Origin of the sequence: Marinobacterium nitratireducens, assembly GCF_014645375.1 — a bacterium.
In the GTDB taxonomy this organism is placed as follows: Bacteria; Pseudomonadota; Gammaproteobacteria; order Pseudomonadales; family Balneatricaceae; genus Marinobacterium_A; species Marinobacterium_A nitratireducens.
In genome coordinates, this window is record NZ_BMLT01000002.1 from 482219 (window position 1) to 508211 (window position 25993).

The 25993-nt window shown below is 64.7% G+C and carries 24 protein-coding genes; 12 read left to right on the forward strand and 12 right to left on the reverse strand.

What is annotated here, in order from left to right:
• From IEX85_RS05115 to ribA, 5 genes are all read left to right on the forward strand, one after another.
• Positions 1–474, forward strand: coding sequence for a phosphatidylglycerophosphatase A family protein (locus IEX85_RS05115; RefSeq protein WP_188859010.1), 474 nt, complete (start codon positions 1–3; stop codon positions 472–474).
• A gap of 108 nt (positions 475–582) precedes the next feature.
• On the forward strand, positions 583–891 hold the full coding sequence (locus tag IEX85_RS05120; protein WP_188859011.1) for a PepSY domain-containing protein: 309 nt from the start codon (positions 583–585) through the stop codon (positions 889–891).
• Between the two features lie 96 nt (positions 892–987).
• Positions 988–1650 (forward strand): response regulator transcription factor, encoded by a 663-nt coding sequence (locus tag IEX85_RS05125; protein WP_188859013.1) that lies wholly within the window; start codon positions 988–990, stop codon positions 1648–1650.
• Positions 1647–3011, forward strand: a complete 1365-nt coding sequence (locus IEX85_RS05130; RefSeq protein WP_188859016.1) for an ATP-binding protein — start codon at positions 1647–1649, stop codon at positions 3009–3011. The genes IEX85_RS05125 and IEX85_RS05130 overlap by 4 nt, the downstream gene beginning before the upstream one ends.
• Positions 3012–3106: 95 nt before the next feature.
• Positions 3107–3724: a GTP cyclohydrolase II gene (gene ribA / locus IEX85_RS05135; protein ID WP_188859018.1), complete on the forward strand. Its 618-nt coding sequence runs from the start codon at positions 3107–3109 to the stop codon at positions 3722–3724.
• Between the two features lie 457 nt (positions 3725–4181).
• Here ribA and dxs read toward each other — a convergent pair whose 3' ends face one another.
• From dxs to IEX85_RS05150, 3 genes are read right to left on the reverse strand one after another with little or no spacing between them, the layout of a single operon-like run.
• A complete protein-coding gene (dxs, locus tag IEX85_RS05140) occupies positions 4182–5975 on the reverse strand; it encodes a 1-deoxy-D-xylulose-5-phosphate synthase (protein ID WP_188859020.1) in 1794 nt (597 codons plus the stop codon).
• On the reverse strand, positions 5975–6859 hold the full coding sequence (locus tag IEX85_RS05145; protein ID WP_188859023.1) for a polyprenyl synthetase family protein: 885 nt from the start codon (positions 6857–6859) through the stop codon (positions 5975–5977). The genes dxs and IEX85_RS05145 overlap by 1 nt, the downstream gene beginning before the upstream one ends.
• Before the next feature lie 3 nt (positions 6860–6862).
• Positions 6863–7105 (reverse strand): exodeoxyribonuclease VII small subunit, encoded by a 243-nt coding sequence (locus tag IEX85_RS05150; protein ID WP_188859025.1) that lies wholly within the window; start codon positions 7103–7105, stop codon positions 6863–6865.
• Between the two features lie 194 nt (positions 7106–7299).
• Between IEX85_RS05150 and pomA the strand changes: the two genes are divergently transcribed.
• Both pomA and IEX85_RS05160 read left to right on the forward strand, forming a co-directional pair.
• Positions 7300–8067, forward strand: coding sequence for a flagellar motor protein PomA (gene pomA, locus IEX85_RS05155; RefSeq protein ID WP_188859027.1), 768 nt, complete (start codon positions 7300–7302; stop codon positions 8065–8067).
• 12 nt (positions 8068–8079) lie between these two features.
• Entirely contained in the window at positions 8080–8997 is a 918-nt protein-coding gene (locus IEX85_RS05160) for a flagellar motor protein MotB (protein ID WP_188859029.1), read from the forward strand.
• A 59-nt stretch (positions 8998–9056) separates the two neighbouring features.
• On the opposite strand, the gene IEX85_RS05165 is transcribed toward IEX85_RS05160, so the two are convergent.
• The 4 genes from IEX85_RS05165 to IEX85_RS05180 all read right to left on the reverse strand — a co-directional run bounded on the left by IEX85_RS05165 (position 9057) and on the right by IEX85_RS05180 (position 11295).
• Positions 9057–9362 carry a c-type cytochrome gene (locus IEX85_RS05165; protein ID WP_188859031.1) on the reverse strand — a complete coding sequence of 102 codons (306 nt, stop codon included), beginning with the start codon at positions 9360–9362 and terminating at the stop codon, positions 9057–9059.
• A gap of 222 nt (positions 9363–9584) precedes the next feature.
• Positions 9585–9791, reverse strand: coding sequence for a hypothetical protein (locus IEX85_RS05170; RefSeq protein ID WP_188859033.1), 207 nt, complete (start codon positions 9789–9791; stop codon positions 9585–9587).
• Positions 9792–9895: 104 nt separating this feature from the next.
• Positions 9896–10888, reverse strand: coding sequence for a PA2778 family cysteine peptidase (locus IEX85_RS05175; protein WP_188859035.1), 993 nt, complete (start codon positions 10886–10888; stop codon positions 9896–9898).
• Positions 10888–11295 (reverse strand): DUF6627 family protein, encoded by a 408-nt coding sequence (locus IEX85_RS05180; RefSeq protein ID WP_188859037.1) that lies wholly within the window; start codon positions 11293–11295, stop codon positions 10888–10890. Before IEX85_RS05180 ends, IEX85_RS05175 begins: the two co-directional genes overlap by 1 nt.
• Before the next feature lie 201 nt (positions 11296–11496).
• Between IEX85_RS05180 and IEX85_RS05185 the strand changes: the two genes are divergently transcribed.
• The 3 genes from IEX85_RS05185 (at position 11497) to IEX85_RS05195 (ending at position 14362) form a co-directional block, all read left to right on the forward strand.
• Positions 11497–12369: a carboxylate/amino acid/amine transporter gene (locus IEX85_RS05185; RefSeq protein WP_188859039.1), complete on the forward strand. Its 873-nt coding sequence runs from the start codon at positions 11497–11499 to the stop codon at positions 12367–12369.
• Positions 12370–12659: 290 nt separating this feature from the next.
• On the forward strand, positions 12660–13127 hold the full coding sequence (locus IEX85_RS05190; protein WP_188859041.1) for a nucleoside deaminase: 468 nt from the start codon (positions 12660–12662) through the stop codon (positions 13125–13127).
• A complete protein-coding gene (locus IEX85_RS05195; protein ID WP_188859043.1) occupies positions 13124–14362 on the forward strand; it encodes a cyanate transporter in 1239 nt (412 codons plus the stop codon). Before IEX85_RS05190 ends, IEX85_RS05195 begins: the two co-directional genes overlap by 4 nt.
• Before the next feature lie 12 nt (positions 14363–14374).
• Here IEX85_RS05195 and IEX85_RS05200 read toward each other — a convergent pair whose 3' ends face one another.
• From IEX85_RS05200 to IEX85_RS05210, 3 genes are all read right to left on the reverse strand, one after another.
• Entirely contained in the window at positions 14375–16120 is a 1746-nt protein-coding gene (locus tag IEX85_RS05200) for an alpha-amylase family glycosyl hydrolase (protein WP_188859433.1), read from the reverse strand.
• Positions 16121–16145: 25 nt separating this feature from the next.
• The gene (locus tag IEX85_RS05205) at positions 16146–17366 is read right to left on the reverse strand and encodes a glycosyltransferase family protein (protein ID WP_188859045.1); all 1221 of its coding nucleotides are present in this window, start codon (positions 17364–17366) and stop codon (positions 16146–16148) included.
• 69 nt (positions 17367–17435) lie between these two features.
• On the reverse strand, positions 17436–18254 hold the full coding sequence (locus IEX85_RS05210; protein ID WP_188859047.1) for an HAD-IIB family hydrolase: 819 nt from the start codon (positions 18252–18254) through the stop codon (positions 17436–17438).
• Between the two features lie 298 nt (positions 18255–18552).
• On the opposite strand from IEX85_RS05210, the gene IEX85_RS05215 reads away from it, so the two are divergent.
• Entirely contained in the window at positions 18553–22167 is a 3615-nt protein-coding gene (locus IEX85_RS05215) for an SH3 domain-containing protein (RefSeq protein ID WP_188859049.1), read from the forward strand.
• A gap of 366 nt (positions 22168–22533) precedes the next feature.
• Here IEX85_RS05215 and IEX85_RS05220 read toward each other — a convergent pair whose 3' ends face one another.
• The gene (locus IEX85_RS05220; RefSeq protein WP_188859051.1) at positions 22534–24171 is read right to left on the reverse strand and encodes a fatty acid--CoA ligase; all 1638 of its coding nucleotides are present in this window, start codon (positions 24169–24171) and stop codon (positions 22534–22536) included.
• A 278-nt stretch (positions 24172–24449) separates the two neighbouring features.
• Between IEX85_RS05220 and IEX85_RS05225 the strand changes: the two genes are divergently transcribed.
• Positions 24450–25451: an AraC family transcriptional regulator gene (locus IEX85_RS05225; RefSeq protein ID WP_188859053.1), complete on the forward strand. Its 1002-nt coding sequence runs from the start codon at positions 24450–24452 to the stop codon at positions 25449–25451.
• 87 nt (positions 25452–25538) lie between these two features.
• Here the strand turns inward: IEX85_RS05225 and cynS are convergent, their stop codons facing one another.
• Positions 25539–25988 (reverse strand): cyanase, encoded by a 450-nt coding sequence (gene cynS / locus IEX85_RS05230; RefSeq protein WP_188859055.1) that lies wholly within the window; start codon positions 25986–25988, stop codon positions 25539–25541.
• Positions 25989–25993: the final 5 nt, after the last annotated feature.

A 25993-nucleotide genomic window follows, 5' to 3' on the forward strand; every position in this document is an offset into this window, starting at 1 on the left:
ATGCAACGGCTGGCCGCGCAGGTGCTGCGCAACCCGGTTCATTTTCTCGCCTTCGGTTTCGGCAGCGGTCTGGCGCCGAAAGCGCCGGGCACCTTCGGTACCCTGGCGGCGGTACCGCTGTACCTGCTGCTGGCGCCATTGCCGCTGCCCGGCTATGTGCTGGCGCTGGTGCTGGCGACCCTTCTCGGTATCTGGCTGTGCGATCGCACCGCCCGGGATCTCGGGGTACACGACCACCCGGGGATCGTCTGGGACGAGTTCGTCGGCTTCTGGATCACCATGCTGGCGGTGCCGCTGACCTGGTACTGGGTGCTGGCCGGTTTTCTGCTGTTCCGGCTGTTCGATATATGGAAACCCTGGCCGATCCGCGTTGCCGACCGCCGCGTCGACGGCGGCTTTGGCATCATGCTCGACGATATTCTCGCCGGCGCCTACGCCTGGCTGGTGCTGCAGCTGCTGGTACGCTTCACCTGATTCAGCCTGGTTTCACAGAGGCGCAATACGCTGGTAGCCGTTGCAGCATTTTGCGGGGAATGCGTAACCCATCCTGTGATTTCCATCCACCCTGACTCGGGAGACCCCATGAAGCGAACAACGCTGCTATTGCTGTTCTGCCTGCTTGCCGGCCGGGTGCTGGCCATCGGTGGTGACATCGAGGGCATGACGCAGCTGTCGCTCGAGCGTTGCCGCGAGCTGGTGGACGCCGGTGAAATCCTGTCGATGATGGAGCTGATGGAGCGCGTCGGAGAGCTCTCGGGCGGACAACTGCTCGACAGCATGCTGCTGCAATCCGACAATGACTATATCTACGAACTCGAGGTGGCCGGGATCGACGGCGTGGTGCGGATCTTCTACGTCGATGCCCGTAACGGCGAACTGCTGGAGTTCTGAAGCGCCGGCGCGCCGCGCATGCAGTACAGGAAGGTGTCGATGCCGCTGTTCACGGACAGGCGCGAACTGCTGGAGTTTTAACGGAGACCGCAAACCATGCGTGTGCTGCTTGTGGAGGACGACCCGGTACTGGGGCCTGAGCTGAAAACGGAGCTGGCCCGCGGTGGCTATGCGGTCGACCTGGTCGATAACGGCATCGACGCCGAGGCGGCCGGTTACGAAGATATCTACGATCTCGCGGTGCTGGATCTGGGGCTGCCGCAGCGGCCCGGGCTCGAGGTGCTGCAGAACTGGCGGCGTCGTCACAATGCCCTGCCGGTGCTGATTCTGACTGCCCGCTCCGCCTGGCAGGAGCGGGTCGACGGCTTCGAGGCCGGGGCCGATGACTACCTCTGCAAACCTTTCCATACCGAAGAACTGCTGGCGCGAATGAGCGCCCTGCTGCGCCGCGTGCACCAGCGCTCTGGCAGCGCCGGGCTCGAGGTCGAGGGGCTGCGGCTCGACGAGAAAACCCAGTCGGTCATCGCCGATGGCGGTGAGCCCGTGAACCTCACCGGCACCGAGTACCGCTTGCTGCGCTACCTGATGCACAATCCCGGCCGGGTGTTGTCGAAGCTGCAACTGGTCGAGCACCTCTATGACGATGCGGTGGAGAATGACAGCAACGTCATCGAGGCCTACGTCAAGATGCTGCGCAAGAAAATCGGTCGCGAGCGCATCGAAACCCGTCGCGGCCAGGGCTACGTATTCCGGCCGTGAAATCGATCCAGAACCGCCTTAACGGCGCCTTTGTCGTTATAACCCTGGTGCTCTGCGTCATCCTCTGGCTGTCCTACAGCTGGTTCCTGCGTCAGACCGCCTACGACTTCGTCAGCGCCAGTCTCGGCAGCGAGGCGTACGTGCTGCTCAAGTCGGTGGAGATGGACGACGATGGTGGCTGGCGTATCAATCCCCAGTACGTGGCGCCGGTCTACGAGCAGCCGATGTCCGGCCACTACTTCCAGTTCCAGGTCGGCGAAGAATCGAAATGGCACTATTCGCGTTCGCTCTGGGATGAGTCGATTCCGCTCGAGGGCGGCAAGCCCGTCGGTGACGACGGCCTGCGGCTGGTCGACAAGCACGGACGCCCCTGGCTGGTACGTAGCGAGACCTTCACCAAGGACGGCCGGGCGCTGCGCATGCTGCTGGCGGCCGACGTCAGCCATATCGAAGCCGGGCTGAGCCGGCTGCGCTGGACCATGATGGCGGTGGTGGCGTTGTTTCTCGGCGTCATGCTGCTGGCGCAGGTGCTGGTGGTGCGCAGCGGTCTGCAGTCGCTGGTGCGGGTCAGGGGGCAGCTGAACCGCCTCAAGGAGGGCGATATCCGCCAGTTGCCGGACGCCGATACCGCCGAGGTGGAGCCGCTGGTCACCGAGATCAACTACCTGGTGCAAAGCATGGAGATGCGCCTGACCCGCTCGCGCAACGCGCTCGGCAATCTGGCGCATGCCGCCAAAACACCGCTGACGGTACTCGATCGCCAGATAGAAGCCCTGGCGCAGCAGGCGCCGGACAGGGCGGGGCCGCTGCGTGAGCAGTCGCTGCAGCTGCGCGAACTGATGGAACGGGAGTTGCGCCGCGCGCGCATTGCCGGCGCGGCGTTGCCGGGGCAGCGGGTTTTCCTGCAGCAGGAGGTCGACAAGCTGCTGCGCACCCTGCGCGCGATCTACCGCGACCGCGGCCTCGCCATCGAGTCGGATATCGCCAGCGGCAGCTATTTTCCGGGCGAGCGGGACGATCTGGTGGAGCTGCTCGGCAACCTGCTCGATAACGGCTGCAAGTGGGCGCGGCGCCGGGTGAGCATCCGCGGGCGTATGGATGAACGATGCCTGGAATTGTGCGTCGAAGATGATGGGCCCGGCATCGCGCCACAGCTGCGCGAACGTCTGCTGGAACGGGGCGCGCGACTGGACGAGTCCCGTGCCGGTCATGGCCTTGGCATGAGTATTGTCGGTGAGATCGTCGGGCAGTATGGTGGCAGGCTGACGCTGGACGAGGCGGCCGGAGGCGGCCTGAGGGCCTGCGTCATGCTGCCGCGCAGGGCGGGCATCGATCTGTCGGTGCGCCCACCCACCCCTTGAACCTCCGTCAGCCAGGCTCCGCAGTGCCTGGAGGGTAACATCAACAGCCGAAAAGGCTGTACAATACGCGCCTTCGTTTGTGGAGGATTGGTTAAGTGTCAGTCAATTACGTTGCGTCGTCGAAGCTGCCCACTCCCTGGGGAACCTTCACCATGGTCGGCTTCGAGGACGAGACCAGCGGCAAGGAGCACGTGGCGCTGGTGTTTGGCGAAGTGGCGGGGGATACCCCGGTGCTGGCCCGAGTCCACTCCGAGTGTCTGACCGGCGATGCGCTGTTCAGCCTGCGTTGTGACTGCGGCTTCCAGCTGCAGGAGGCGCTCAAGCGCATCAGCGAGCACGGCAAAGGCGTGCTGCTGTACCTGCGCCAGGAAGGCAGGGGCATCGGGCTTTTGAACAAGATTCGCGCCTACCACCTGCAGGACGGCGGTGCCGATACCGTCGAGGCCAACGAACAGCTTGGCTTCGCCGCCGACATGCGCGACTACAGCATGTGCCTGCCGATGCTCGAGCATTTGGGCATCAAGCAGGTGCAGCTGATGACCAACAATCCGCGCAAGGTCAAGGCGCTGGAGCAGTATGGCGTCGCCGTGGCCGAGCGGGTGCCGCTGCAGGTTGGCAAGAACCGCCACAACGAACAGTACCTCGCCACCAAGATGGGCAAGCTGGGTCACATGATGACCGAACATCATTTCCGCGACGAAGAAGAAAGCTAACTCTCAAGCTTTACCCGTGGGAGCGGCGCCCCGCCGCGAACAACCGCTGTGGCCAAAAAAGCTTCGTCGCGGGGCGCGACTCCTGCGACGAACCCGCTGCCGCACTACCCAACCGTAGGAGCGGCGCCCCGACGCGAACAACCGCTGCGGCCAAAAAGCTTCGTCGCGGGGCGCGACTCCTGCGACGAACCCGCTGCCGCACTACCCAATCGTAGGAGCGGCGCCCCGCCGCGAAGAAGTTGGCACTGTTCCGGCCCGGTTCGCCGCGGGGAGGTGCCCGTAAGTTTGGGTACGCGACTACGGTGCAGGCGTAGGATGGGTGGAGCGATGCGGTGGCACCTGTTTTAGGAGTCCCCCGAGTTAAGGGCATCGCGTAACCCATCATGTCGTGCCTGGTTTTAGCGGGCCTGTGATTGTTGGGTCCGCTCCTGCGTCGCTTGACCCAACCTACAAAACCTTATCCCAGCTTTGCCTCGATCGCCTGTCTGATCCGATCCACGCTCAGGCCGCAGTCCTCGAGCTGCTCGTCGCGGCTGCCGTGCTCGATCCAGCGATCGGGGATACCGAGGCAAAGCAGCTCGCCGGCCAGCGTCTCCTCCATCATGAATTCCGCGACCGCGGAGCCGGCACCGCCGGCCAGGGCATGGTCCTCGAGCGTGACCAGCAGCCTGTGACTCCCGCTCAGCTCGCGAATGCGGGCCTCGTCCAGTGGCTTGACGAAACGCATGTCGACCAGCGTCAGGTCCAGCGCCTCGGCCACGGCCCGGGCCCCTGACAGCAGCGGGCCGAAGTTCAGTATCGCCGCCCTCGAACCTTCCCGCAGCGTGCGGCTTCTGCCCAGCGGCAGTGCCTGCAGCCGTTCTCCCGCGTCCAGTCCCGGGCCGCCGCCGCGCGGGTAGCGTACCGCCGCCGGTCCCGGATAGTCGTAGCCTGTCTGCAGCATCGCCCGCAACTCGGGCTCGTCGGCCGGCGTCATGACGACCAGGCCCGGCAGGGTGCGCAGCAGCGCGATGTCGAAGACGCCGGCGTGGGTGGCGCCGTCCTCGCCGACCAGGCCGGCGCGGTCCACCGCCAGCAGCACATCGAGTTCCTGGATGGCGATGTCGTGCACCAGTTGGTCGTAGCCGCGTTGCAGGAAGGTCGAGTAGATCGCCACCACCGGCTTCATGCCGCCGCAGGCGAGCCCGGCGGCCAGGGTCAGGGCATGCTGTTCGGCGATGGCGACGTCGAAGTAGCGGTCGGGAAAGCGTTCGGAGAAGGCGATCAGGTCGGAGCCTTCGCGCATCGCCGGGGTAATCCCGACCACGCGCCTGTCGTCCTCGGCCAGATCGCAGAGCCAGCGACCGAAGATATTGGCGTACTTCGGTTTCGCGGCGGGCTGTGGCGCGCTCGGACGGGGGGATTTGCCGACCGGCTCGATCTTGGTGATGGCGTGGTAGCCGACCGGGTCCGCCTCGGCCGGTGCAAAGCCCTTGCCCTTGCGGGTCACTATATGCAGGAACTGCGGTCCCGGGCTGTTGAGCACGCGCTGAAGGTTTGGCAGCAGCACGTCGAAGTCATGGCCGTCGACAGGGCCGGTGTAGGCAAATTCCAGCGCCTCGAACAGCGGCGCGGCGACCTCGCGATCGGTGCGGCTCTTGAGGTTTTTCGCCAGATAGGTCGCCAGCCCCCCTTCGTTGTGGGAGATCGACATGTCGTTGTCGTTGAGGATAACCAGCAGATTGGCGCCGGTATGGCCGGCATGGTTGAGCGCCTCGAAGGCCATTCCGGCGGTCATGGCGCCGTCCCCGATCACCGCCACCGAACGGCGGTCGAGGCCCTGCAGCCGGTCCGCCAGCGCCATACCCAGTACCGCGCTGATGGATGTGCTTGAATGGCCGGTGCCGAAGTCGTCGAAGCGGCTCTCGGCGCGCTTGGGAAACGGCGCCAGCCCGTGCTGCTGGCGCATGCCCGACATCTGCTCGCGGCGTCCGCACAGGATCTTGTGCGGATAGCACTGGTGACCGACGTCCCAGACCAGGTGATCGTCCGGGGTGTCGAGCAGGTAGTGCAGGGCGATGGTCAGCTCGACCACGCCGAGGCCGGCGCCGAAGTGGCCGCCGGTCTGACCGACGCTGTACAGCAGGAAGGCGCGTAACTGGTGCGCCAGCTCCGGCAGGCGCTCGCGGTCGAGGCGACGCAGGTCGGACGGCTGGTCGATGCTGTCGAGCAGCGGGGTCGAGGGTCGCTGCAGCGGTATCTGACGGAACATCAGTGATCCCGCGCGACGATATAGTCAGCCAGGGCGCGCAGGCTGCCGGCGTGCTCGCCGAAGGGCTCCAGTGCACGCAGCGCATCGGCGTGCAGCGCGCGCAGCCTGGCGCGGGCGCCGTCCAGGCCCAGCAGGGCCGGGAAGGTGGGTTTGTTCTGCGCCAGGTCCGATCCCTGGGGCTTGCCGAGGGTCTGGGTATCGCCCTCGATGTCGAGAATGTCGTCCTGCACCTGGAAGGCCAGACCGATGGCATCGCCGTAACGCCGGAGCGCATCGTAGCGCTCGCCGGCGCTGACGCCGGCGCTGAGAGCGCCGAGTTCGACCGCGGCGGTCAGCAGGGCACCGGTCTTGTGACGGTGCATTCGCTGCAGCTGGTCGAGTTCAAGCGGCCTGCCGACGTGCGCCAGGTCGAAGGCCTGACCGGCGACCATGCCCCGGTCGCCGGCAGCGCGGGCCAGCAGTGCAACGGCGCGCAGGCGGATGTCCGCTGCCAGGGTGCTGGCATCGCCCGCGAGCCACTCGAAGGCGATTGCCTGCAGGGCGTCTCCGGCGAGCACCGCGGTGGGTTCGTCGAAGGCGATATGGCAGGTTGGCTTGCCGCGCCGCAGGTCGTCATCGTCCATCGCCGGCAGGTCGTCGTGAACCAGCGAATAGCTGTGCACCGCTTCGATGGCGCAGGCGGGCAGGTCGGCTTCGACGTTATCACCGTCCAGCAGCTCATTGACGAGGTAGACCAGGCAGGGGCGAATGCGCTTGCCGCCGTTGAACAGGGCGTAGCGCATCGCTTGCTGCAGGCGTGGCTCGATACTGGTGTGCTGCAGGCGCGAGTCCAGCGCAGCTTCAACCCGCAGCACATAGGGCTGCAGCAGGGAACCGATAGTCAAGGCTCAGCTGTCCTCGCGTTCTTGAAAGGGGACCGTCTGCAGTTCGCCGTCCTTCTCGACAAGCTGGCGGACCTTCTGCTCCGCCTGATCGAGGATTGCCTGGCAGTCGCGCGTCAGCGCGATTCCCTGCTCGAATGCCTGCAGAGCGTCAGCCAGCGGCATATCGCCCTGTTCCATGCGGTTGACGAGTTGTTCCAGCTCGCCGAGTGAAGCCTCGAAGTCAGGGTTCTTTTTCGTACGGGGCATGGTGTCACCTGTATTGTGGGGACTTTTGGGCAGCTTTCCCCGGGGCGTCAAAAGTACTAGACGGGACCCGGCGGGTCAATCAGACCTCGGGACGTACAGAGAGTGCCGGAGCGGTCAATTCTGCTATTATCTGGAACCTCATGAATTGTGCGGTTCAGCCGATAACAGGCCTGTTCACTTTCAAGGAGAGTTGCGTGGATATCGCTACACTTGTCGGTCTACTGGGATCGCTGGGTATTATCATCGCCGCGATGGTGCTCGGCGGCGACGTCGGGATCTTCATCAACCCACCGTCGCTGCTGATCGTGGTCGGCGGCACCCTGCTGGTGGTGCTGATGAAGTACACCTTGCCGCAGTTCCTGGCCGCCGGCAAGATCGCCGCCAAGGCCTTCATCTTCAAGAGTGCGCCGCCGGAAGAAATCATCGCCGAAACCGTGGAGCTGGCCGACGTCGCGCGCAAGGGCGGGCTGCTGTCGCTGGAAGAGAAGGAAGTCAGCAGCGCCTTCATGCAGCGCGGCATCCAGTTGCTGGTGGACGGTCATGATCCCGAGGTGGTACGCATGCTGCTGCACAAGGAGCAGCGTCTGACGTCGGAGCGCCACGAATTCGGCAGCAGTATCTTCCGCGCCATGGGCGATGTGGCGCCGGCCATGGGCATGATCGGCACCCTGGTCGGTCTGGTGCAGATGCTGTCCAACATGAGCGACCCCAAGGCCATAGGCCCGGCCATGGCGGTGGCGCTGCTGACTACCCTCTATGGCGCCATGATCGCCAACATGATCGCTTTGCCGATCGCCGACAAGCTGGCGCTGCGCAAGGATCAGGAGGCGCTGAACCAGGCGCTCGTCACCGACGGTCTGCTGGCGATTCAGGCCGGGCAGAACCCGCGCGTGATCGAACAGATGCTGCGCAACTACCTGCCCGAGAAGAAGCGCTCGGTCGAAGTCGAAGCGGCGGGATAAGGATGTGGCCGTATGAGTGACGAGGAGCAGCGGGACTGCAAGTGCCCGCCGGGCCTGCCGGCGTGGATGGCGACCTTTGCCGACCTGATGTCGCTGCTGATGTGTTTCTTCGTGCTGCTGCTGTCGTTCTCCGAGATGGACGTGCTGAAGTTCAAGCAGCTGGCGGGCTCCATGCGCGAGGCCTTCGGCGTGCAGAACCAGATCAAGGTCGACGATATTCCCAAGGGCACCTCGGTTATCGCCCAGGACTTCAGCCCGGGCCGGCCGGAGCCGACACCGTTGAACGAGGTGCGGCAGATGACCGTCAACAACGACCTGAACACCCTGGACGTACGTTCGAGGGCGGGGGATCAGGATATTCAGGGCAGCCTGGAGGCGCTGCAGCGCCAGCTCGAGCAACAGGCCGAAATGGAGGCGGTCGAGTTCGCCGCCAGCCTGTCGAATGAAATCGGCGAGGGGCTGGTGGAGATCGAGACCGACGGCGCCCGCATCATTATCCGCGTCAAGGAAAAGGGCTCCTTCGATTCCGGCTCGTCCGAGCTCAAGTTCGACTCCATCCCGGTGCTCGCCAAGATCCGGGATGTGCTGCTTGGCGTTGACGGTCAGGTTTCCATCCAGGGGCATACCGACAACGTTCCCTATTCCGGTACCCGCTTCGAATCCAACTGGGACCTGTCTGCGGCCCGGGCGCTGGCGGTCGCGCACGAGCTGTTCGCCGACCCGCGCATGGACCAGTCGCGATTCGACGTCAGTGGCTTCGCAGACACCCACGCGCTGGTGCCGAACAACACACCGGAGCACCGCGCCCGCAACAGGCGTGTCGAAATCGTCATTCGCAAGGGCCGGCAGCAGGAATCGCTGGCGCCGATCCAGTCGCGCCCCGAGGGCGACAGTGAAGGGCAGGGACTGGCGCCGGAGGAGATATTCTAGCCATAAAAAAACCGCCGGATTCGGCGGTTTCTTTTGGCACTGCCTGCGGCAGTGATCTGTTACTGCGCAGCGTCCAGCATGTACTGGATGGAGGCTTTGAGCTCGTCGTCGCTGCAGTCCATGCAGGTGCCCATCGGCGGCATGGCGTTGAGGCCGCTCTTGGCGGTGGCGAGCAGCGCGTCCATACCTTTCTCGGCACGCGGCGCCCACTCTTCGGCATTGCCGAATTTCGGTGCGCCGGCGACGCCTGCTGCGTGGCAGACGCTGCACTTGGAGTTGTAGAGTTCTTCGCCACTGCGTTCGGCGTTGGCGGTCAACGGCAGCGCCAGGGCGGCGACAGCGGCAATAGTCAGTACTTTCTTCATTATAGTTCCCTTCATGCTCGTAAGTCGGCTCAGGAAGCCGCCAGGCTGAGTCGGGCAGGGCAGTTTTCCTGACGACTGCTCGGTGGTTCCTTGCGAAAGCCTCCGAAGTTTAGGACCAGATCGTCAACAAAGTAAATAATCTATTGCGCTTGAATCGCGGCTGAACGGGGATCGGTACGGAGTCGGGAGCGGGAGAAGGGCGTTTGACGGGGGAAATGGCGCTCAGTGGCGCCCCAGACCCATTGCGAAGTCGGCCTGGCCGCGCAGGACGCGGGCCTGCTGGCGTTCGAGCCGTTGCTGGTGCTGGTATTCGAGAATGGCCTGCTCGAGCTCGGCGCGCGGGGCGATCACCAGATTGCGGATATCGTCGATCGAATAGCCACTTTTGAGCAGCTGTTTAAGCTGGGTGTTGAGATCCTGATGGTTCATGTTGTTTCCTGCATTATTATTGGTCCGCTCAGACTACAGCGGGATGATTGCGAATTTGTTAAAGGAGGCTGTCGCTCGAAGTCTTGTCCGGCGACAGCCGGAGCTCAGGGGGCGGTAGGGCAGAGAGGTATTGCCTGGCACTGAGTAGAAGAGACCGGCTGCCCGTCGGATAGTTCCCGATGGCTTTGCACAATGGCCGGATTGTCCGGGGCCAGCGTCAGCGCGCAGTCGATGGCCTGACGTGCCGGGCGGTCGCAGCCGCGCGCATCCAGGCTGTAGGCCAGGTTGTTCCAGGCCTCGGCTGCATCCGGCCGGATTTTTAGCGCCCGTTGGTAGGCGGCGCCGGCACCGGTGGGCTGCCCGGCGGCCAGTTCGGCGTTGCCGGCGGCCATCTGCGCCAGGTAATCGTCCGGCCAGCGCCGGGATGCGGCCAGCAGGGTCTGGCGCGCGGCATCGGGATGAGTTTGCTCCAGGTCCAGTGCATCGCGTACCGCCGTTGCCGGTTCGATCTGCAGCGGCAGCTCATTTGGCGGCAACGCCAGCAGCGACCAGCGGCCGCTGCGCTCCCAGGTGCGCTCGAACAGGCCCAGCGGCGTCAGCAGACGCTTCTCGGTGCCGGAGCGCAGTATCAGCATCTGTTCGGCGAGGTCGTAGCCGACGGCCACCGCGTAATGCCACTGCGGCAGCAGCTCGAGACCGAGATTCTGCAGCACGATGACGGGGCGTCCGGCGGCGATTTCTGCCAGCAGGCCGTCGAGGCTGTCGGGTCCTGCGAAGGCCGGCAGACCCTGGCGCCGGGTCGCGACCTTCATTTCGATCTGCAGACTGCCGTGGCGCTCCGGGATGAACAGCTGGGGTACCAGGCTGTCGGGCGTGACGGAACGGTCCCGGTGGACGAGCACAGTCGCCAGTGCGGCAGGCCCGCACTGGTAAAGTTCCTGTGGGTAGAAAGGCACGTCCTTCAACTCGGCAAAGACGGGCAGACTGTCTGCGAGCCGGTCGATTTCGCTGACGGGCAGGCGCGAGGCGCAGCCGCCCAGCCACAGCAGGCAAAGCAAAACCGCCGCGCTGCGCGCGGCGGTTCGGAACAGCTGCATCAGCGGACGGGGTGGACGAAGTTGAATACGTTGGTGGCGCCGATAGCGTCGGTAATGATGAAGACGATGAAGATCACCAGGATGACGCCGAGTACGCCGCTACCGGCCGGCAGGTCGTCGATCTTCTGATTCAGTTCGGCGACTTCCGAGGGGGACATGTCGGCGACCCGCTGCTTGGCGTCCACCGGGTCGACCCCGAGGGCGCTGAGCTGCTCGGCGACATCTTCGCGTTCGATCAACGACAGCAGCTTGTCGCGCTCGGCATCGACGCTGACCGAGGTTTCGCTGGACAGCAGCGATGAGGTGGATACGGGAGCCGCCTGAGCCAGGGTCGGCAACAGCAGCATCATGCCCATCAGCAGGCGGGCGACGAACGAACGAAACATCTTCGAAGAGTGCATGTGCATCTCTGGTCTCCTTGGGACGGAAATATCCTTTTGGAACCTGCGAGCAGGTTCCATTTCTGTCTCTGCGGGTGCCGGTCTTGTGTGCCAACAGGCCGCAGATTCCAACGCTCAGTCTAGACCAAGGGCGTGAATACGGGATGAATCGACAGGGCTCGGGCGTATAGAATAGGCCCCTAATTTTCCGCATCGACGAGTGTACGTGTGACGAATCTGGTACTGGTAACCCTGCTCTGGGCCTTTTCCTTCAGCCTGATCGGCGAATATCTAGCCGGTCGGGTCGACAGCTATTTCGCGGTGACGACCCGTATCCTGCTGGCCGGGCTGATTTTCCTGCCCCTGACACGCTGGCGCGGTGTGCCTGCGGGGCTGCGCTGGGGGACCACCGGTGTCGGGATGCTGCAGTTCGGAATCACCTATCTCTGCCTCTACCGTTCGTTCGAATACCTGAGCGTGCCGGAGGTGCTGCTGTTCACCATTTTCACGCCGCTTTACGTGACCCTGATCGACGACGCCCTGAACCGCCGCTTCTCGGTGGCGCCACTGGCGGGTACGGCACTGGCGGTGGTCGGCGCCGCTATCATCCGTTACGACGGCCTGAGCGGTGACTTCCTGTTCGGCTTCCTGCTGCTGCAGCTGGCCAATGCGGCCTTTGCCGCCGGGCAGGTCGGCTACGCGCACTTGACGCGCCGCTACCCGACCGATCTTCCGGCCTGGCGCAGCTTCGGTTATTTCTTCGCCGGCGCGCTGGTCATCGCGCTGCCGTCGTTCCTGTTGCTGGGCAACCCGGACAAGCTACCAAGCACCGCGCTGCAGTGGGGCGTGCTCGGCTGGCTGGGCATAGTGGCGTCCGGTCTGGGTTTCTACTTCTGGAACCGCGGGGCCTGCCAGGTCGATGCCGGTACTCTCGGGATCATGAACAATGCGCTGATTCCGGCCGGTCTGATCGTCAACCTGGTGATCTGGAACCGCGATGCGGACCTGGTGCGCCTGGCCATCGGGGGCGCGGTGATCGCGCTTTCGCTCTGGGTCAATGCGCGCTGGAATCACTGGTTCGGCACAGCGCGCGCTGTTTGACAGCGCACCGGTCATGCCGCTCACGGCCTATTCGGCATTCGACTGGCTGTCATTGAATTATTTAATTCAAAATTACGATGATCTGCCGTTAAACTGATCGCCTGCGACGGCGAACCTGCGGCGATGCGTTGCCATCGACGACGACACTGCCCGGTAGCCCGGGCAGTGTCGTTCCATTGCCGGCAGCAGGCTCGCAGCCGATCGGCGTCTGTCCGATCCGGCCGCGCGCGTTCTGCAGGGGCCCCTTGCGCCTCTCCCCGATATTACCTTCCTACCCGCGGAGTAACCGGATGCCTAATCATCAGGAATTTCTGCAGCAGGCGCTGCAACTGGCCGAGGACAATCTGGCGGATGGCGGTCAGCCGTTCGGTGCCGTCATTGTACGGGATGGCGAGGTGCTCGCCACTGGCGTCAATGGCACCGTCCGCAACCAGGATCCCACCAGTCATTCCGAAATAGAGGCGATTCGTAGCGCCTGTCGATCGCTGCGCACGCCGCGCCTGGATGGCGCGGTGATCTACGCCAGCGGCTACCCCTGCGCCATGTGCATGAGCGCGATCCTCCTGACCGGAATCGACACGGTCTTTTACGCCTACGGAGAAGAGGACGGGGCCCGCCACGGGCTCGCTACGGAGCCGGTCTACCAGGTGCTGCGACGGTTGCCCGAGAGCGAGGGGCTGACATTGCGGCCGTTGCCGGTGGCGCTGCCGGATGAGCATCTCTATGCCCGCTGGCAGGCGGCTTGCGGGGCATCATGAGCGGTACCTGTGCAAACCGACCGGAGATCGCCGCAACGTCGGATGAGTTCACTCGACTGGCCGGGTGGCTGTTGCTGGTGCTGGTGGGGTTCAATCTGCGGCCTTTTCTGACCGCCCTGAGTCCGGTGTTGCCGCAGGTCCAGGCCGAGACCGGACTGGAAAACGGCACGGCGGCGGTGCTGACGACACTGCCATTCCTGCTGATGGGTGTCATGGCGCTGGCGGGTCCCGGTCTGGCGCGTCGCTACGGTGAGCAGAGGATGCTGCTGGGGGCGCTGGTACTGCTGGCGCTGGGTGCCGGCGGCCGTCTGCTGATCGGTCCGGCCGCGGCATTCGGCCTGGTGCTGACGGCGTTGCTGGCGGGCACCGGGATCGCGCTGGTGCAGGCGTTGTTGCCGGGCGTGGCCAAGCGCTGGTTCGGCGCGCGGGTGCCCCTGGCGATGGGACTCTACTCGGCGGCGCTGGTCGGCGGTGGAGCCCTGGGGGCAATGGTCGCACCGCTGGCCAGCGACATGACCGGCGACTGGCGACCGGGACTGGCGGTATGGGCGTTGCCGGCGCTGCTGGCCTGGCTGCTGTGGCTGTGGCTGGCGCCCGAGGTGGCACACGATACCGCCGTCCCTTCAGTGCGACGCTTCGTGCCGCTTCCCCGCGCCTGGCTGCTGGCAGTATTTTTCGGCCTGGGTAACAGCGGTTACTCGAGCCTGGTGGCCTGGCTGCCGGCGTTCTATCAGGCGAACGGCATGCCGGTGCAGGACAGCGGCGGCCTGCTGGCCTGGATGTCGCTGTTCCAGTCAGCCGCTGCTTTGCTGATGCCGTTGCTGCGCCGGGGGACGCCGGATCTGCGCCTTTGCTTTTATGCTTCGCTGTCGTTGCAGTGCATCGGCTTCTGCGCCTTCGCACTGGCGCCGATGTCGGCGCCTCTGCTCTGGATCGCGATCGCGGGACTCGGGCTCGGCGGTTTCTTCTCGCTGTGCCTCACGCTCTGCCTCGAGCATCTGCTGGATGCACGCGCTGCCGGCAGCCTGGCGGCATTCATGCAGGGGCTGGGCTTTGGACTCACCGCGCTGGGCCCCTGGGCCGTCGGCGCGCTGCTGGATCAGGGCGGCCGCTTCGAATTCGCCTGGGGCTGCCATGCATGCCTGACACTGGTGTTGCTGCTGCTGTCGCGTCGCTTCGATCCTGCGGGCTACGCCCGGGCGTTGGAGCCCGGGCGCAAGACGACCTTCGCCTGAGCGGCCGGGGTCTCAGGCAACGCGTCTGTTCGACAGCCAGACGTACTGATAGGGCATCAGGGTCACCTGGGCGACGCGATTCTCGAACGCCTGTCCGCTGACCAGGTCGATCCATTCGTCGGTCAGGATCAGGTTCAGCTCCGAGAGGTTGAAGGTCTGGGGCTGGTCACTGATGTTGAAGATGGCGAAGATGCTCTGACGCCGGTCGATGCTCTGGCGCCAGAACGAGAACAGCTGCTCGCCGGTGTGCAGGGTGTACATGGTGGCGTTGGGGTGGAAGGCCGGCTGCTCTCGGCGCAGGTTGAGCAGCTTGCGCATCGCCTCGAACACCTGGCGGTGGTGAGTATCGCCGGCAAGTGCCGCCTCGAGGTCGTCTGCCTGCCAGATATGACGGTTGATGGAGCGGAAGCTGCCGGTGTGTTCGACCCGCGCCTCGTCGTTCTCGGTCGCGAACAGGCTGTGGATATAGTATGCCGGTACGCCTTCCAGCGCCGCCATGATGGCGGCGCCGCACATGAAGCGGGCGAACTGCCACTGGTCGGGTCCGTGGCTGGCGGTGCCGCGCATCGAATCCCACAGGCTGATGTTGATTTCATAGGGCTTGGATTCGCCATCGGCGGTGGTGCGCGAGCTGATCCGTCCGCCGAAACGCTGCATCGTCGACAGCAGCGTGTCCAGCTCCCAGTCGCTCAGCAGCCCTTCGGCCGGGCGCAGGCCGATGCCGTCATGGGAGGCGATGAAATTGAGGTAGGCGGTGCCGTACTGTGCCGGCGGCATCGTCATCAGCCAGTTTTTCAGGTGCAGGCAGGAGCCGGTGACGAGGGTGTTGATCAACAGCGGCGGCAACGAGAAGTTGTAGATCAGATGCGCCTCGTTGGCGTTGCCGAAGTAGGTCAGGTTCTCGCGGTTGGGGATATTGGTTTCGGTGATGATCACCGCATCGGGCGAATGGTGCTCGATCAGCAGTCGCAAAAGCCGGATGACCTCGTGGGTTTCCGGCAGGTTGATGCAGGGCGTGCCCGGGATTTTCCACAGGAAGGCGACGGCGTCGAGACGGAACCAGCGGATGCCCTTGTCGAGATAGAGCCGGATGATGCGCAGGAACTCCAGCAGCACCTTGGGGTTGCGGAAATCGAGGTCGACCTGGTCATGGCTGAAGGTGCACCAGACGTGGCGCTCGCCGTCGGGCGTCTGCACCTCCCGCAGCAGCGGCGAGGTGCGGGGTCGCACCACGGCGCTCAGATCCATGTCCGGCGAGGCTTCGGCGAAGTAACCGGCGCCGGGCTCGAGGCCGGCCTTGTAGTTTTCGAACCAGAGGCTGCGGCTGGAGCAGTGGTTGATCACCAGGTCGCCCATGATCTTGAAGTGCCGGCTGATATTGGTGATGTCGTCCCACTGCCCCAGCGACGGGTTGACCGTGGTGTAGTCCATGACGCTGAAGCCGTCGTCCGAGCTGTAGGGGAAAAACGGCAGGATATGCACGGTCGAGATGCAATCGCGCAGATGGGCGTCGAGGAAGCCATACAGACTTCGCAACGGCGCTTCCCGTTCCGAGCGCAGGCTGTCGCCGTAGCTGATCAGCATAACGTCGCTCTGGTCCCAGAGGTTGCGATGCGGCGCTGGCGTTGGTGCGTCCTTCGACAGCCCGAAGTGCGCCAGGCATTCCTGGGCGAACTCGACGGCGTCGAGGTCCGGATAGAGCGGTTGCAGGTGCCCGGCGAGGCGCTGTTCCAGTGGCGTCAGTGTGCTGCGCTCCATTTCGTCGATCTCCAGATACATGGGATTAGCTGTATTCCGCCATGTCCGCCTCGACGGCGTCGAGCAGCAGCTGCTGCACGTCCGGATAGGCGCTGATGACCCGGTTCCAGCTGGAAATAAAGGGCGTTTCCATGGGGTGTTCGAGAAAATGCAGGCCGGCGTTCATGATATTGCGGGCGAACAGCTCGACCGCCTGCTCTTCCTGGTGTACGTCCAGCGTCAGACCGTTGATTTCGGCGTCGTTGCGGTAGGTTTCGACGAAATCCAGCGCAATGCGGAAATAGGTCGCCTTGACGGTGCGGAAGGTCTCCTGGTTGAAGACGATGCCATTGGTCGCCAACTTGCGGAAAATGGCCTTGGTAATGTCGATCGACATCTTGGACAGCCCGGTCTGGTCGTTGTCTAGCGACAGGTCCTGGTGCTTGTGGTCGTAGACGTCGGCGATATCGACCTGACACAGGCGGTTGTTGGAGTAGTTGCGCTTCATCTCGCTGAGCACGCCGATTTCCAGTCCCCAGTCGCTGGGAATGCGGATGTCGCTCATGACGTCGCGGCGGAAGGAAAACTCGCCGGCCAGCGGATAGCGGTAGCTGTCGAGATATTCCAGGTAGTCGAGCGGGCCGAACACCTTTTTCAGCGCCCGCAGCAGCGGCGTGACCAGCAGCCGGCTGACGCGGCCGTTGATCCTGCCCTCGGCAATGCGGGCGTAGAAGCCCTTGCAGAACTCGTAGTTGAAGTTGGGATTGGCCACCGGGTAGATCAGCCGCGCCAGCATTTCGCGGTCGTAAGTGACGATGTCGCAGTCGTGCATGGCGATCGACTCGGCGCGCCCCGATGCCAGCGCATAGCCCATGCAGAACCAGACGTTGCGTCCCTTGCCGGGCTGGTCCGGCGACAACTCCTCGCGCTTGAGCAGTCGGTCGATCTCTCGCAGTCGGGGGCCGTCGTTCCACAGTACCCGGTGCGGCTGCGGCAGCGCGGAGAAAAACTCCAGCGCGTGCCGGTACTGGGCCTCGTTGGCCCGGTCGAGGCCGATGATGATCTCCGACAGGTAAGGCACCTGCTTGAGATGCTCGAGAATATTCGGCATCGCCTCGGTTTCGAGTTCCGAGTAGAGACACGGCAGGATCAGGGCCATCGGGCGTACTTTGGAAAAGGCGAGCAGTTCCTTTTCCAAAGCTTCCAGAGGTCGGTGGGAAAGATTGTGCAGCGTGGTAATGATGCCGTTCTGGTAAAAGTCGCCCATGTTCGGTCCTTTTTATCGTTTGCGCAAAATATTCGGAGCTTGCGTCCCGTCGCCGGTTGGCGGCGGCGGTTACAGGTCCAGCTCTCGCAGCGTCTGTTCGACGGCGTCGTACCAGCCTTCGGGCCCTTGGCGTTCGGTGGTGCGTACGTCATTGCGCCCCGGCACCTCCGGCGGCTCGTGAGCCGGCGAGCGTACCCGTACCGCGATATCGGCCTGCTGCAGCATGCCGACGTCGTTCTCGCCGTCACCCAGCGCCATGACAAGCACTTTCTCGTCCCACAGCGACTGATACTGCCGCGCGATCCAGCGCATTGCCCCGGCCTTGTCGCAGTGACCCATCACATGCACGAAACGGCCGCCGCGCTGTAGTTGCAGCTCGCTTTCGGCAAGCGCCCCGGCGAAACGCGTCAGCGCCTCGTCGCTGTCTTCCCAGATCAGCGGTTCGGTGAACTGACGCTGCAGCGCCAGGGTGGCGGCGGCCGGATCCAGGCCTGTGCAGTCGACCAGCGCCTCGACGTCGAGGTCGGCGAAGCCGCGGAAACGGTACTCGCCGGACAGCTGGCGCAGCCGTTCAAGAATGTCGCTGCGCTCGGGCCCGAAGCACTGGTAGCGATAGCCACCCATCCGTTCGAGCGGCGTCATCGCCCTGCCCAGCGCGGTATCGGCCGGAACGCACACCGCGGCGCCGTTCTCGACAATAAAGGGATCGCTGTGGCCGAGTCGGCGCCGCAAAGGCTCCAGCTCGGCGAAGGTCTTGCTGGTATTGAGAATGCACGGCACCTGCAGCGTCTGAAGTCGCTGCAGCATCGGCTCGGCGGCATCGAAGCTGTAGTCGTGGTGGTCGAGCAGGGTGCCGTCGAGATCGGTGGAAATCAGCAATCGGGTCATGGGTACCTCGCCGTAGTGGTCGGCGTCTTACCTGGTTTAAGCAATTCAGGTGCCATGGTGCCTAAATATCGGACTTTACTTGTGCGAGCCGCTGGTCCCCGCCGCTGCCCGGCGATGATGCACTCCCATGGTGCGATGGTTTTCCCCGTTGTGCACCGGTATGGGGCTTGTGCGTGGCGGCGTCAGGCAAACAACTGTTTGGATTTTGACCGGCCTTTGGCTAGTCTTCGAGGGCCGGCAGCGAGCGCCGTCGCGCGGCTGTACGGCTTCCAGGACAACATCCGCCAGGAGGCGCCCGATGAATGTTCCCGAACAGCGCGACCACAGTTGTGCCAGCATGCAACGCAGCCTGCTGGCCGGTTACCCGGACTGCCCTGACGCCACCAGCACCCTCTTTCTGAATCATCTGGTCAACCGCAACGCCGACGACAGCGAAAGCCATACCCTGGTCGGTGTGCATATCCGCCTGGCGCCGGGTGACGACAACGGACTCTGGACGCAGCTGCACGTGGAGCGTGCGCAGACGCTGGACCCCAGGGCGCCGCGGGTGGCGACATCGCGGCTGCTGATCTGCTGCGACACCCTCGAAGTCTGCGACGAGCTCTCGCTGCCGGAAGCGGAGGTGGTGATCCATGCCAGGCGACTGATCTGGAAGGGCGAGCGGGCGGCGATCAATACCTCGCCGCTGGACTGGGCGCTGGACAGGGCGCCCAAAGCCGTCGGCGGCAAAGCTGGCGAGAACGGCGCCGATGGCCGCCATGCCGGCGATCTGCGGATCTTCGTCCGGGAGCTGGAACCGGCCGCTGATACCCGGCCGCGACTGCTGGCGCGGGGCGGCGCCGGGCAACAGCCGGGCGAGGGCCTGCCCGGCAGTCAGGGCAAGGACCTGCCGGGCTATACCTCGGTCCCGTTCAAGATCGTCGATTCCAAGATCTCCACCAGCAAGGCGACGCTGAAGTTCAAGCCGGCGGCGGTGTATATCGACTACGCCTGGCATTTTACGGCCATCAAGGTCGCCAGTGGCAAGATCGGTATCGACGAATTTCCCGGCAACGGCACCGCGGCGCTGCCGCCCGGTGCGCCCGGGGCGGGGGGGAATGGCGGGCGCCTGTACACCAGCCTGCCGGCACTGGCGCCGCTGCTGCTGAACGATGGTGGCGCGGCGGGCAGCGCGGACCGCAGACGCTATCCCGGCGGCCGTGCCGGCCGGCCGGTCCAGGCGGCGAAGTACCGGGTCAAGCTGTGGGAAAACCTGCTCGGCACCGACAATGCCTCCAACGAAATCAAGAAAACCGCGAGCAATACCAGCAAGGCCGGTGCGAACGCGGCCTACGACGGCAATGACAAGCCCGACGGATCGACGCCCGCAACGCAGCTATTGGACGAGCCCTGCGCCTGGCTGCATCCGCTGGGGGTGCAGAAAACCCTGGAATACGCCCGCGACCTTTACCTTGCCGGCCGCCATCCGCAGGTCGAGAGGCTGTTGCAGCCGTACGAAGCGTCGCTGGCGGGCGAGGCGCCGTCGCTGGACGCCTGGGGCGAGGGCAGCCAGGCGCTGTGGCGCAGTCTGCAGAGCGAGGTGGCGTCGATGCTGCAGCGCCTGCGCGGTCAGCTGGACTACTTCGGCCATGCCGCGGGCTTTACGCCGTTGTTTTCGCTGCAGGGAACGGTGCAGCTGTATCGCGAGGAGACGCGTCGTGCACTGCGCACCCTGCTCCTCGCCGGCTGGGTGCAGCGTCGCGCCGACGAGGCCGGCGCGACGGTAAAGGCGCTGGGCGAGAGTATCGACAGCCTCAATGACGAGAGCCGCCAGGCGGCGCAGCAGGTGCTGAACGCAGAAGCGGAGATCGACGACCTCGGTGGCCGCATATCGGTGCTGGAAGCCGAGCTTGCGACTCTCGGCAACCGGCTCCAGACGCTGCGGAACCGTCTGCTGACCGAGGCGCAGGGCGAACTGGACCGCCAGGCGCAGATCCGCGCCGCGATTCATGTCGCCGCGGCGATCTGTCAGGTGGTGCCCGTGGGTCAGCCGGCGCTGGGCACCGTCGGCTCGCTGGCCGGGGTCGCAGCGGGCCTGGTGGGGGACGATGGCAGCGGCGTACCCGATACCCTCTCGCAGATGGGCGAGGTACTGAGCAAGTCCCGGGAGGCGGCGAAGAAGTCCAAGGGCAGCGGCGCTCAGGCCGCACAGGACAAGGGCGACACCGGCCAGGATGGAGCGGCGGCAAGCCAGCGCGCATCGGCCTGGGCGCAGGTTGGCGATGGCCTGGGGCCGGCGTTGTCCGAGGTGTCGCAGGGGATAAGGGCGCTGCAGGTGCCGGCATCCGAGGTCGAGGCGAAACTGCAGGAACTGCAGTCGGAGAGCGAGGCCTGGCAGGACCTGGTGCGGGATATCCGTGCCCTCAACGAACGCAAGGTGGCGTTGTTCGACAGTCTTGCCAGCGCTTTCCAGACGCTGGGCGCGGGCTACGGTCGAATTACCGGAAATGCCGCGGCGGTGGTCAGTCTGCAGCAGTCGCGCGCCGCCACCGCCGCCCGGCTCGATGCCGAGGCCACCGCCGTGGTGCAGCAGATGGCGCAGCGGGCGAGACTGACGCTGCTGCACTACCTGTACCTGATGGTCCGGGCCTACGAAACCACGGTGCTCAAGCCGATTCGCGTCGACTGGAAGCTGACCGAGGTGGCGGACCGTATAGACGAACTGGTACGGGACGATGACGATGCCGCGGCGCTGCTGGCGCGCGCCGAGGTGCTGGAGCCGCTGTACCGGCAGAACCTCGATCGGGTGCGTCAGCAGCTGCTGGAGGATTTCAGCTTCCAGGAACGCGAGCTGCCGCTGAAGCTCGGGCTCAGCGACAGCCAGACGCCGCAGGCGATCGCGGAACTGAACAGCCGCGGCGAGACGCGGCTGGATCCGCTGGCGCTGGGGCTGGTGGTGCCGGACTATCAGCAGGCTCGCATTGCCGGGGTCGAGCTCAAGGCGCTGGAGCTCGACCCGGACGGGCCGCCGCTGCCGGAGGGGCACAATCTGATCGTTTCGCTGCAGCCGTCCCGGCAGGGAACTCTGCGCCGCGGCGAAGCGCTTTACGCCGTCCACAGCGAGCAGCCGCCGGTCTGGAGCTGGACCCAGCTGAGCGGCGGAGAGCTGCGGCCGGCACGGCCGAGTCAGGGGACGGAGGATATGCTCGAGCTGGTGCTGGGCGACGGCGCGGCGTCGATTCGCCAGAAGGTCGCCCAGGCGCCGGTCTGGTCGGCGCTGCAGGTGCGGGTGCGTTTCTCGCCGGGCTTTGCGGCGGGGCAGTGGCCGCGAATCCGCCGGCTCTATTTCGAGTTGAACTGTGCCGTGACGCCGGCGCCGGAACACCAGTGCGTTTTGCGGGTGCTGCCCCATGGCAACAGCGGCGGCGCCCTGGTGCAATGCACGCCGGACCTGGCCGGGCGCGGCGCCGGCCTCGACCAGCTGGTGCGGATTTACTCACGCGGAGCGGCGGTCAGGCTGGAGGTGCCGGAACTGGACGATTTCGCCCGTTTCGACGGCTGGGACCTGGTGGGGCGTGGTGTCGACCGTGTCGGCGAGCACAGCGCTGCGGTCGAACTCGGTCTCGATGATCACGTACTGGCGGTCTGTCACTGGCAGCCGCCGCTGGGCGAGGCTCCGGCTGTGGTGCTGTCCGAGATGCTGACGTCCGAGGACCTCGGGGAACTCGCCACCGCGGGCGGGGCGGCCATCGGGCCCTTGCTGCAGGCACCGCGGCCGCTGGCCGACGACCGGCTCAGAATCGCCCCCGCCGATGATGCGGCGGTGATCGGCTGGCTGCCATCGCTGGACGACGCAGAGCTGCTGGAACAGCAGGACGACGGCTGGCAGCAACTGAATTACCGCGGTATCACCGGCTGGGTCCGGCTTTTCTAGCGGGCTGCCGCACTCTAACCTGAGAGCCGGTGCCAGGGGCAATAAAGTAGGATGGGTGGAGCCGCATTGGCACACTGTTAACGCATCCAGTGAGGTTGACGCGGCGCAACCCATCAATGAGTCGGTTTGACCATACGCCCATCGGGAAGTTCGTTCGGGCATCGCGGCAAACCGGGAACATGGTGGGTTACGCCGCCGGGACGGTGCTCCGCACTGATAGGGCGTCGCTATGGCGGCTTCAGCCATCCGACGCTGATCCGAACTAGAGCTAAAAAAGAAGGCGTCCATGCCTCAATCAAAAGGGGAGTGTGGAGGGGAAAATCAGAAACGGGGCGGCGCTGAATGCGCCGCCCCGGTGTGCCGGTGTCAGGCCAGCTGAGCGCGAATACGCTTCTTGTCGATCTTGCCGACCGAGGTTTTGGGGATGTCGTCGACGAAGTCGATCTGCTCAGGGATCGCCCACTTGTTGATATGTCCGGATTTGACGTACTGCAACAGGTGGAGTTTGAGGATGTCCGCGGTCAGCTCGTCGTTCCTGGCGATGACCAGCGCGTGCGGGCGCTCGTCCCAGCGCTCGTCTGGCACGCCGACCACGGCAACGCTGTCGACATCCGGGTGACTGCTGATCAGGCTTTCCAGCTCCAGCGATGACAGCCACTCGCCGCCGGTCTTGATCACGTCCTTGATGCGGTCGCGGATTTCGACATAACCGTCGGGGTGAATGGCGGCGACATCGCCGGTGTGCAGCCAGCCGCCTTGCCACAGCTCGTTGCCTTTTTCCGGCTCGTTGAGGTAGCTCTGGGTCATCCAGGGCCCGCGCGTGACGACTTCGCCGGTGGCCACGCCGTCGTGGGGCAGGGGCTTGCCGTCCGGTCCCCAGATCTGAATATCGACCAGGTTGGTCGGCACGCCGGCCTTTTTCCGATAGGCGATCTGCTGTTCGCTGTCCAGCGTACGCACATTGCGATCCAGACGGGTGGTGCTCATCAGCGGGCAGGTTTCCGACATGCCGTAGCCGCTGAAGATTTCGATGCCGAGGTCCGCAGCGGTGCGGGCCAGCCCTTCGGGCAGCGCGCTGCCACCGATCATCAGGTTCCATTTGGAGAAATCGGTTTTCTTCGCCTCCTCGCTGTGCAGCAGCATCTGCATGATGGTCGGCACGCAGTGGGAGAAGGTGACGCCCTCTTCGCGGATCGTCCGCACCAGACGGTCAGGCTCGTAGCGGCCCGGATAAATCTGCTGGGCGCCGAGCATGGTGGCGGCATAGGGAATGCCCCAGGCGTGCACGTGGAACATCGGCGTCACCGGCATGTAGACGGTGTCGTTGCTCAGCAGCGGCTTGCCATTGATGGTGGTCAGTGCGCTGATCATGTTGAGGGTGTGCAGCACCAGCTGGCGGTGGCTGAAGAACACACCCTTGGGGTTGCCGGTGGTGCCGGAGGTATAGAAGGTGGTGGCGATGGAGTTTTCGTCGAAATCCGGGAAGTCGTAGTGGCTGTCGGCGGCGCGCAGCAGGGCCTCGTACTCGCCGGCGGCGGGCAGGCGGGTGGCGGGCGCGGTATCGCCTTCGCTCAGCAGAATCCAGTTATCCACAGTGGTCAGCTCATTGCTGAAGCCTTCGGCCAGCGGCAGGAAGTCTTCATGCACCAGCACCACTTTGTCTTCGGCGTGGTTCATGGTGTAGACCATCTGCTCGGCGGACAGACGGATATTCACGGTATGCAGTACGGCGCCGATCATCGGCACGGCAAAGAAGCATTCGAGGTAACGGTGGCTGTCCCAGTCCATCACCGCAACGGTATCACCGGCCTTGACGCCGAGCTCGCCGAGCATATTGGCGAGGCGGCACACGCGCTCGTTGAATTCGCGATAGCTGAAACGCTGGCCGTCACGGTAGACGATGCCGTTCTCGCGCTCGTAGCGCTGGTTCGACAGCAGCAGCTGCTTGATGAGCAGGGGAAAATGATAGGCCTCTTCGGCCGGGGGCATGATACGTGTCTGCATGGTTCGGGTCTCGTGGTGTTGTAGTTATGCGAGAAGTTGCTGCGCGGGGATGCCGCCAGACCGGGCCGATCTTGCGCAGCAGATCAGCCTTAGGCTCGACAGACGCCCGGACGCAGTCAATGGTATTAAGATGCCCCCGGTGTTTTGGTGCGACAAGCCAATGGCATCAGGGGACAGCAAGTTGGCGTCTAGGGAATGCACAGGGTGCGGAATCGGGGTAATCTGTTGCCAATCGTGGTGCATTAACAGAACAAGGGCACAGGACGGCAAGAACCAGAATGGGCGAATCAGCGACGACGTTGGGCGGCTGGATACTGGCGATCGCACGGGCGCTGGATAGCTATGGCGTGGACGCCGAGCCGCTGATCCAAAGTGTCGGGATCGACCTCGAGGCGGCGCGTGACCCCAACGTACGTATCGACGTGCGCCGCACCAGCCGGTTGTTCCGGCTCGCCTCCGAAGCCAGCAAAGATCCCTGTTTCGGGCTCACAGTGGCGCGCCACGTCAGGCCACCCACCCTGCATGCCGTGGGCTTTGCGATCTGGGCCAGTGAAGATCTGCGCGCGGCGCTGGACCGCTTCAATCGCTATTTCGACATCCTCACCACCTGCGCCGAAACCGGCCTCGACGATCACGGCGACCGGCTGTGCTTCTGGGGCCGTGCCCGGCCCGGTTTTGCCGATATGCTCACCGATCAGCAGTTCGAGGCCATCATCGCGCTCAGTACCCTGACCTGCCGGCTGCTGGTACCGGGCGAATTCCGGCCGCTACGGGTTGGCCTGACGCGGCCGGAACCCGACGACATCAGCAGTTACCGGCGCATGTTCAAGTGCCCGATCCTGTTCGACCAGGGCTACGCCTGGCTGGAGGTCGACCGCGATACGGCGACGCAGCGATTGCCGACCGCCAACGCGGAACTGGCGCAGGCCAACGACCTGATCTGCGTTGAATACCTGCGGCGACTGCAGCAGGCCGACCTGCCGAAACAGGTCCGGCTTCTGCTGCGCGAGCGTCTTGCCGAGGGCGAGCCGGAAATGGATTTAGTCGCCCGCAGTCTCAACGTCAGCGTGCGAACCCTGCAACGCAAGCTGCAGGACCATGGCCGCAGCTACAAGCAGCTGGTGGACGACGTGCGCCGGGAGGAGGCGCTGCAGCTGATACAGCAGAGTCATATCTCCCTGGGCGAAATCAGTTACCGGCTGGGCTTCTCCCAGTCCAGCAGTTTCTGTCGTGCCTTCAAGCGCTGGACCGGCAAGACGCCGGCCGAATGGCGCAGCTGAAGACGGCGAGCCGCTCCTCCCGAGCGCCAGCATGACCTGCACCCTGATCGTCGAGGAATCCTGAGCCCCGGCCGGGGCTCAGGAACCTCAGAAGGTCCTGTAGGGCAGGAACTTGCCCGACAGCACCACCTTCACGCGGTCGCCCTTGGGATCTTCCTCGCGCTGGATGTCCATCGAGAAGTCGATGGCGCTCATGATGCCGTCGCCGAACTCTTCATGGATCAGTTCCTTGATGGTGCTGCCGTAAACGTTGACCACCTCGTACCAGCGGTAGATCAGCGGGTCGGTGGGCACCGCGGTCGGCAGCGAGCCCTTGTAGGGCGCAATCTGCAGCCAGGCGACCGCCTCGTCCGGCAGCTCGAAAATCCGGCCGGCGATCTCCGCCTGCGCCTTGCTGAAGGTCATCTGCCCCAGGCAGGCGGCGGTGACCCATTCCTTCGACTGGCCGATCTCGGCGGCCACGTCGCTCCATTTGATGCCCTTGCGAACCTTGGCGGCGACGATCATCCGGGTGACGGCTTCACGGCTTTCTATCATGGTGG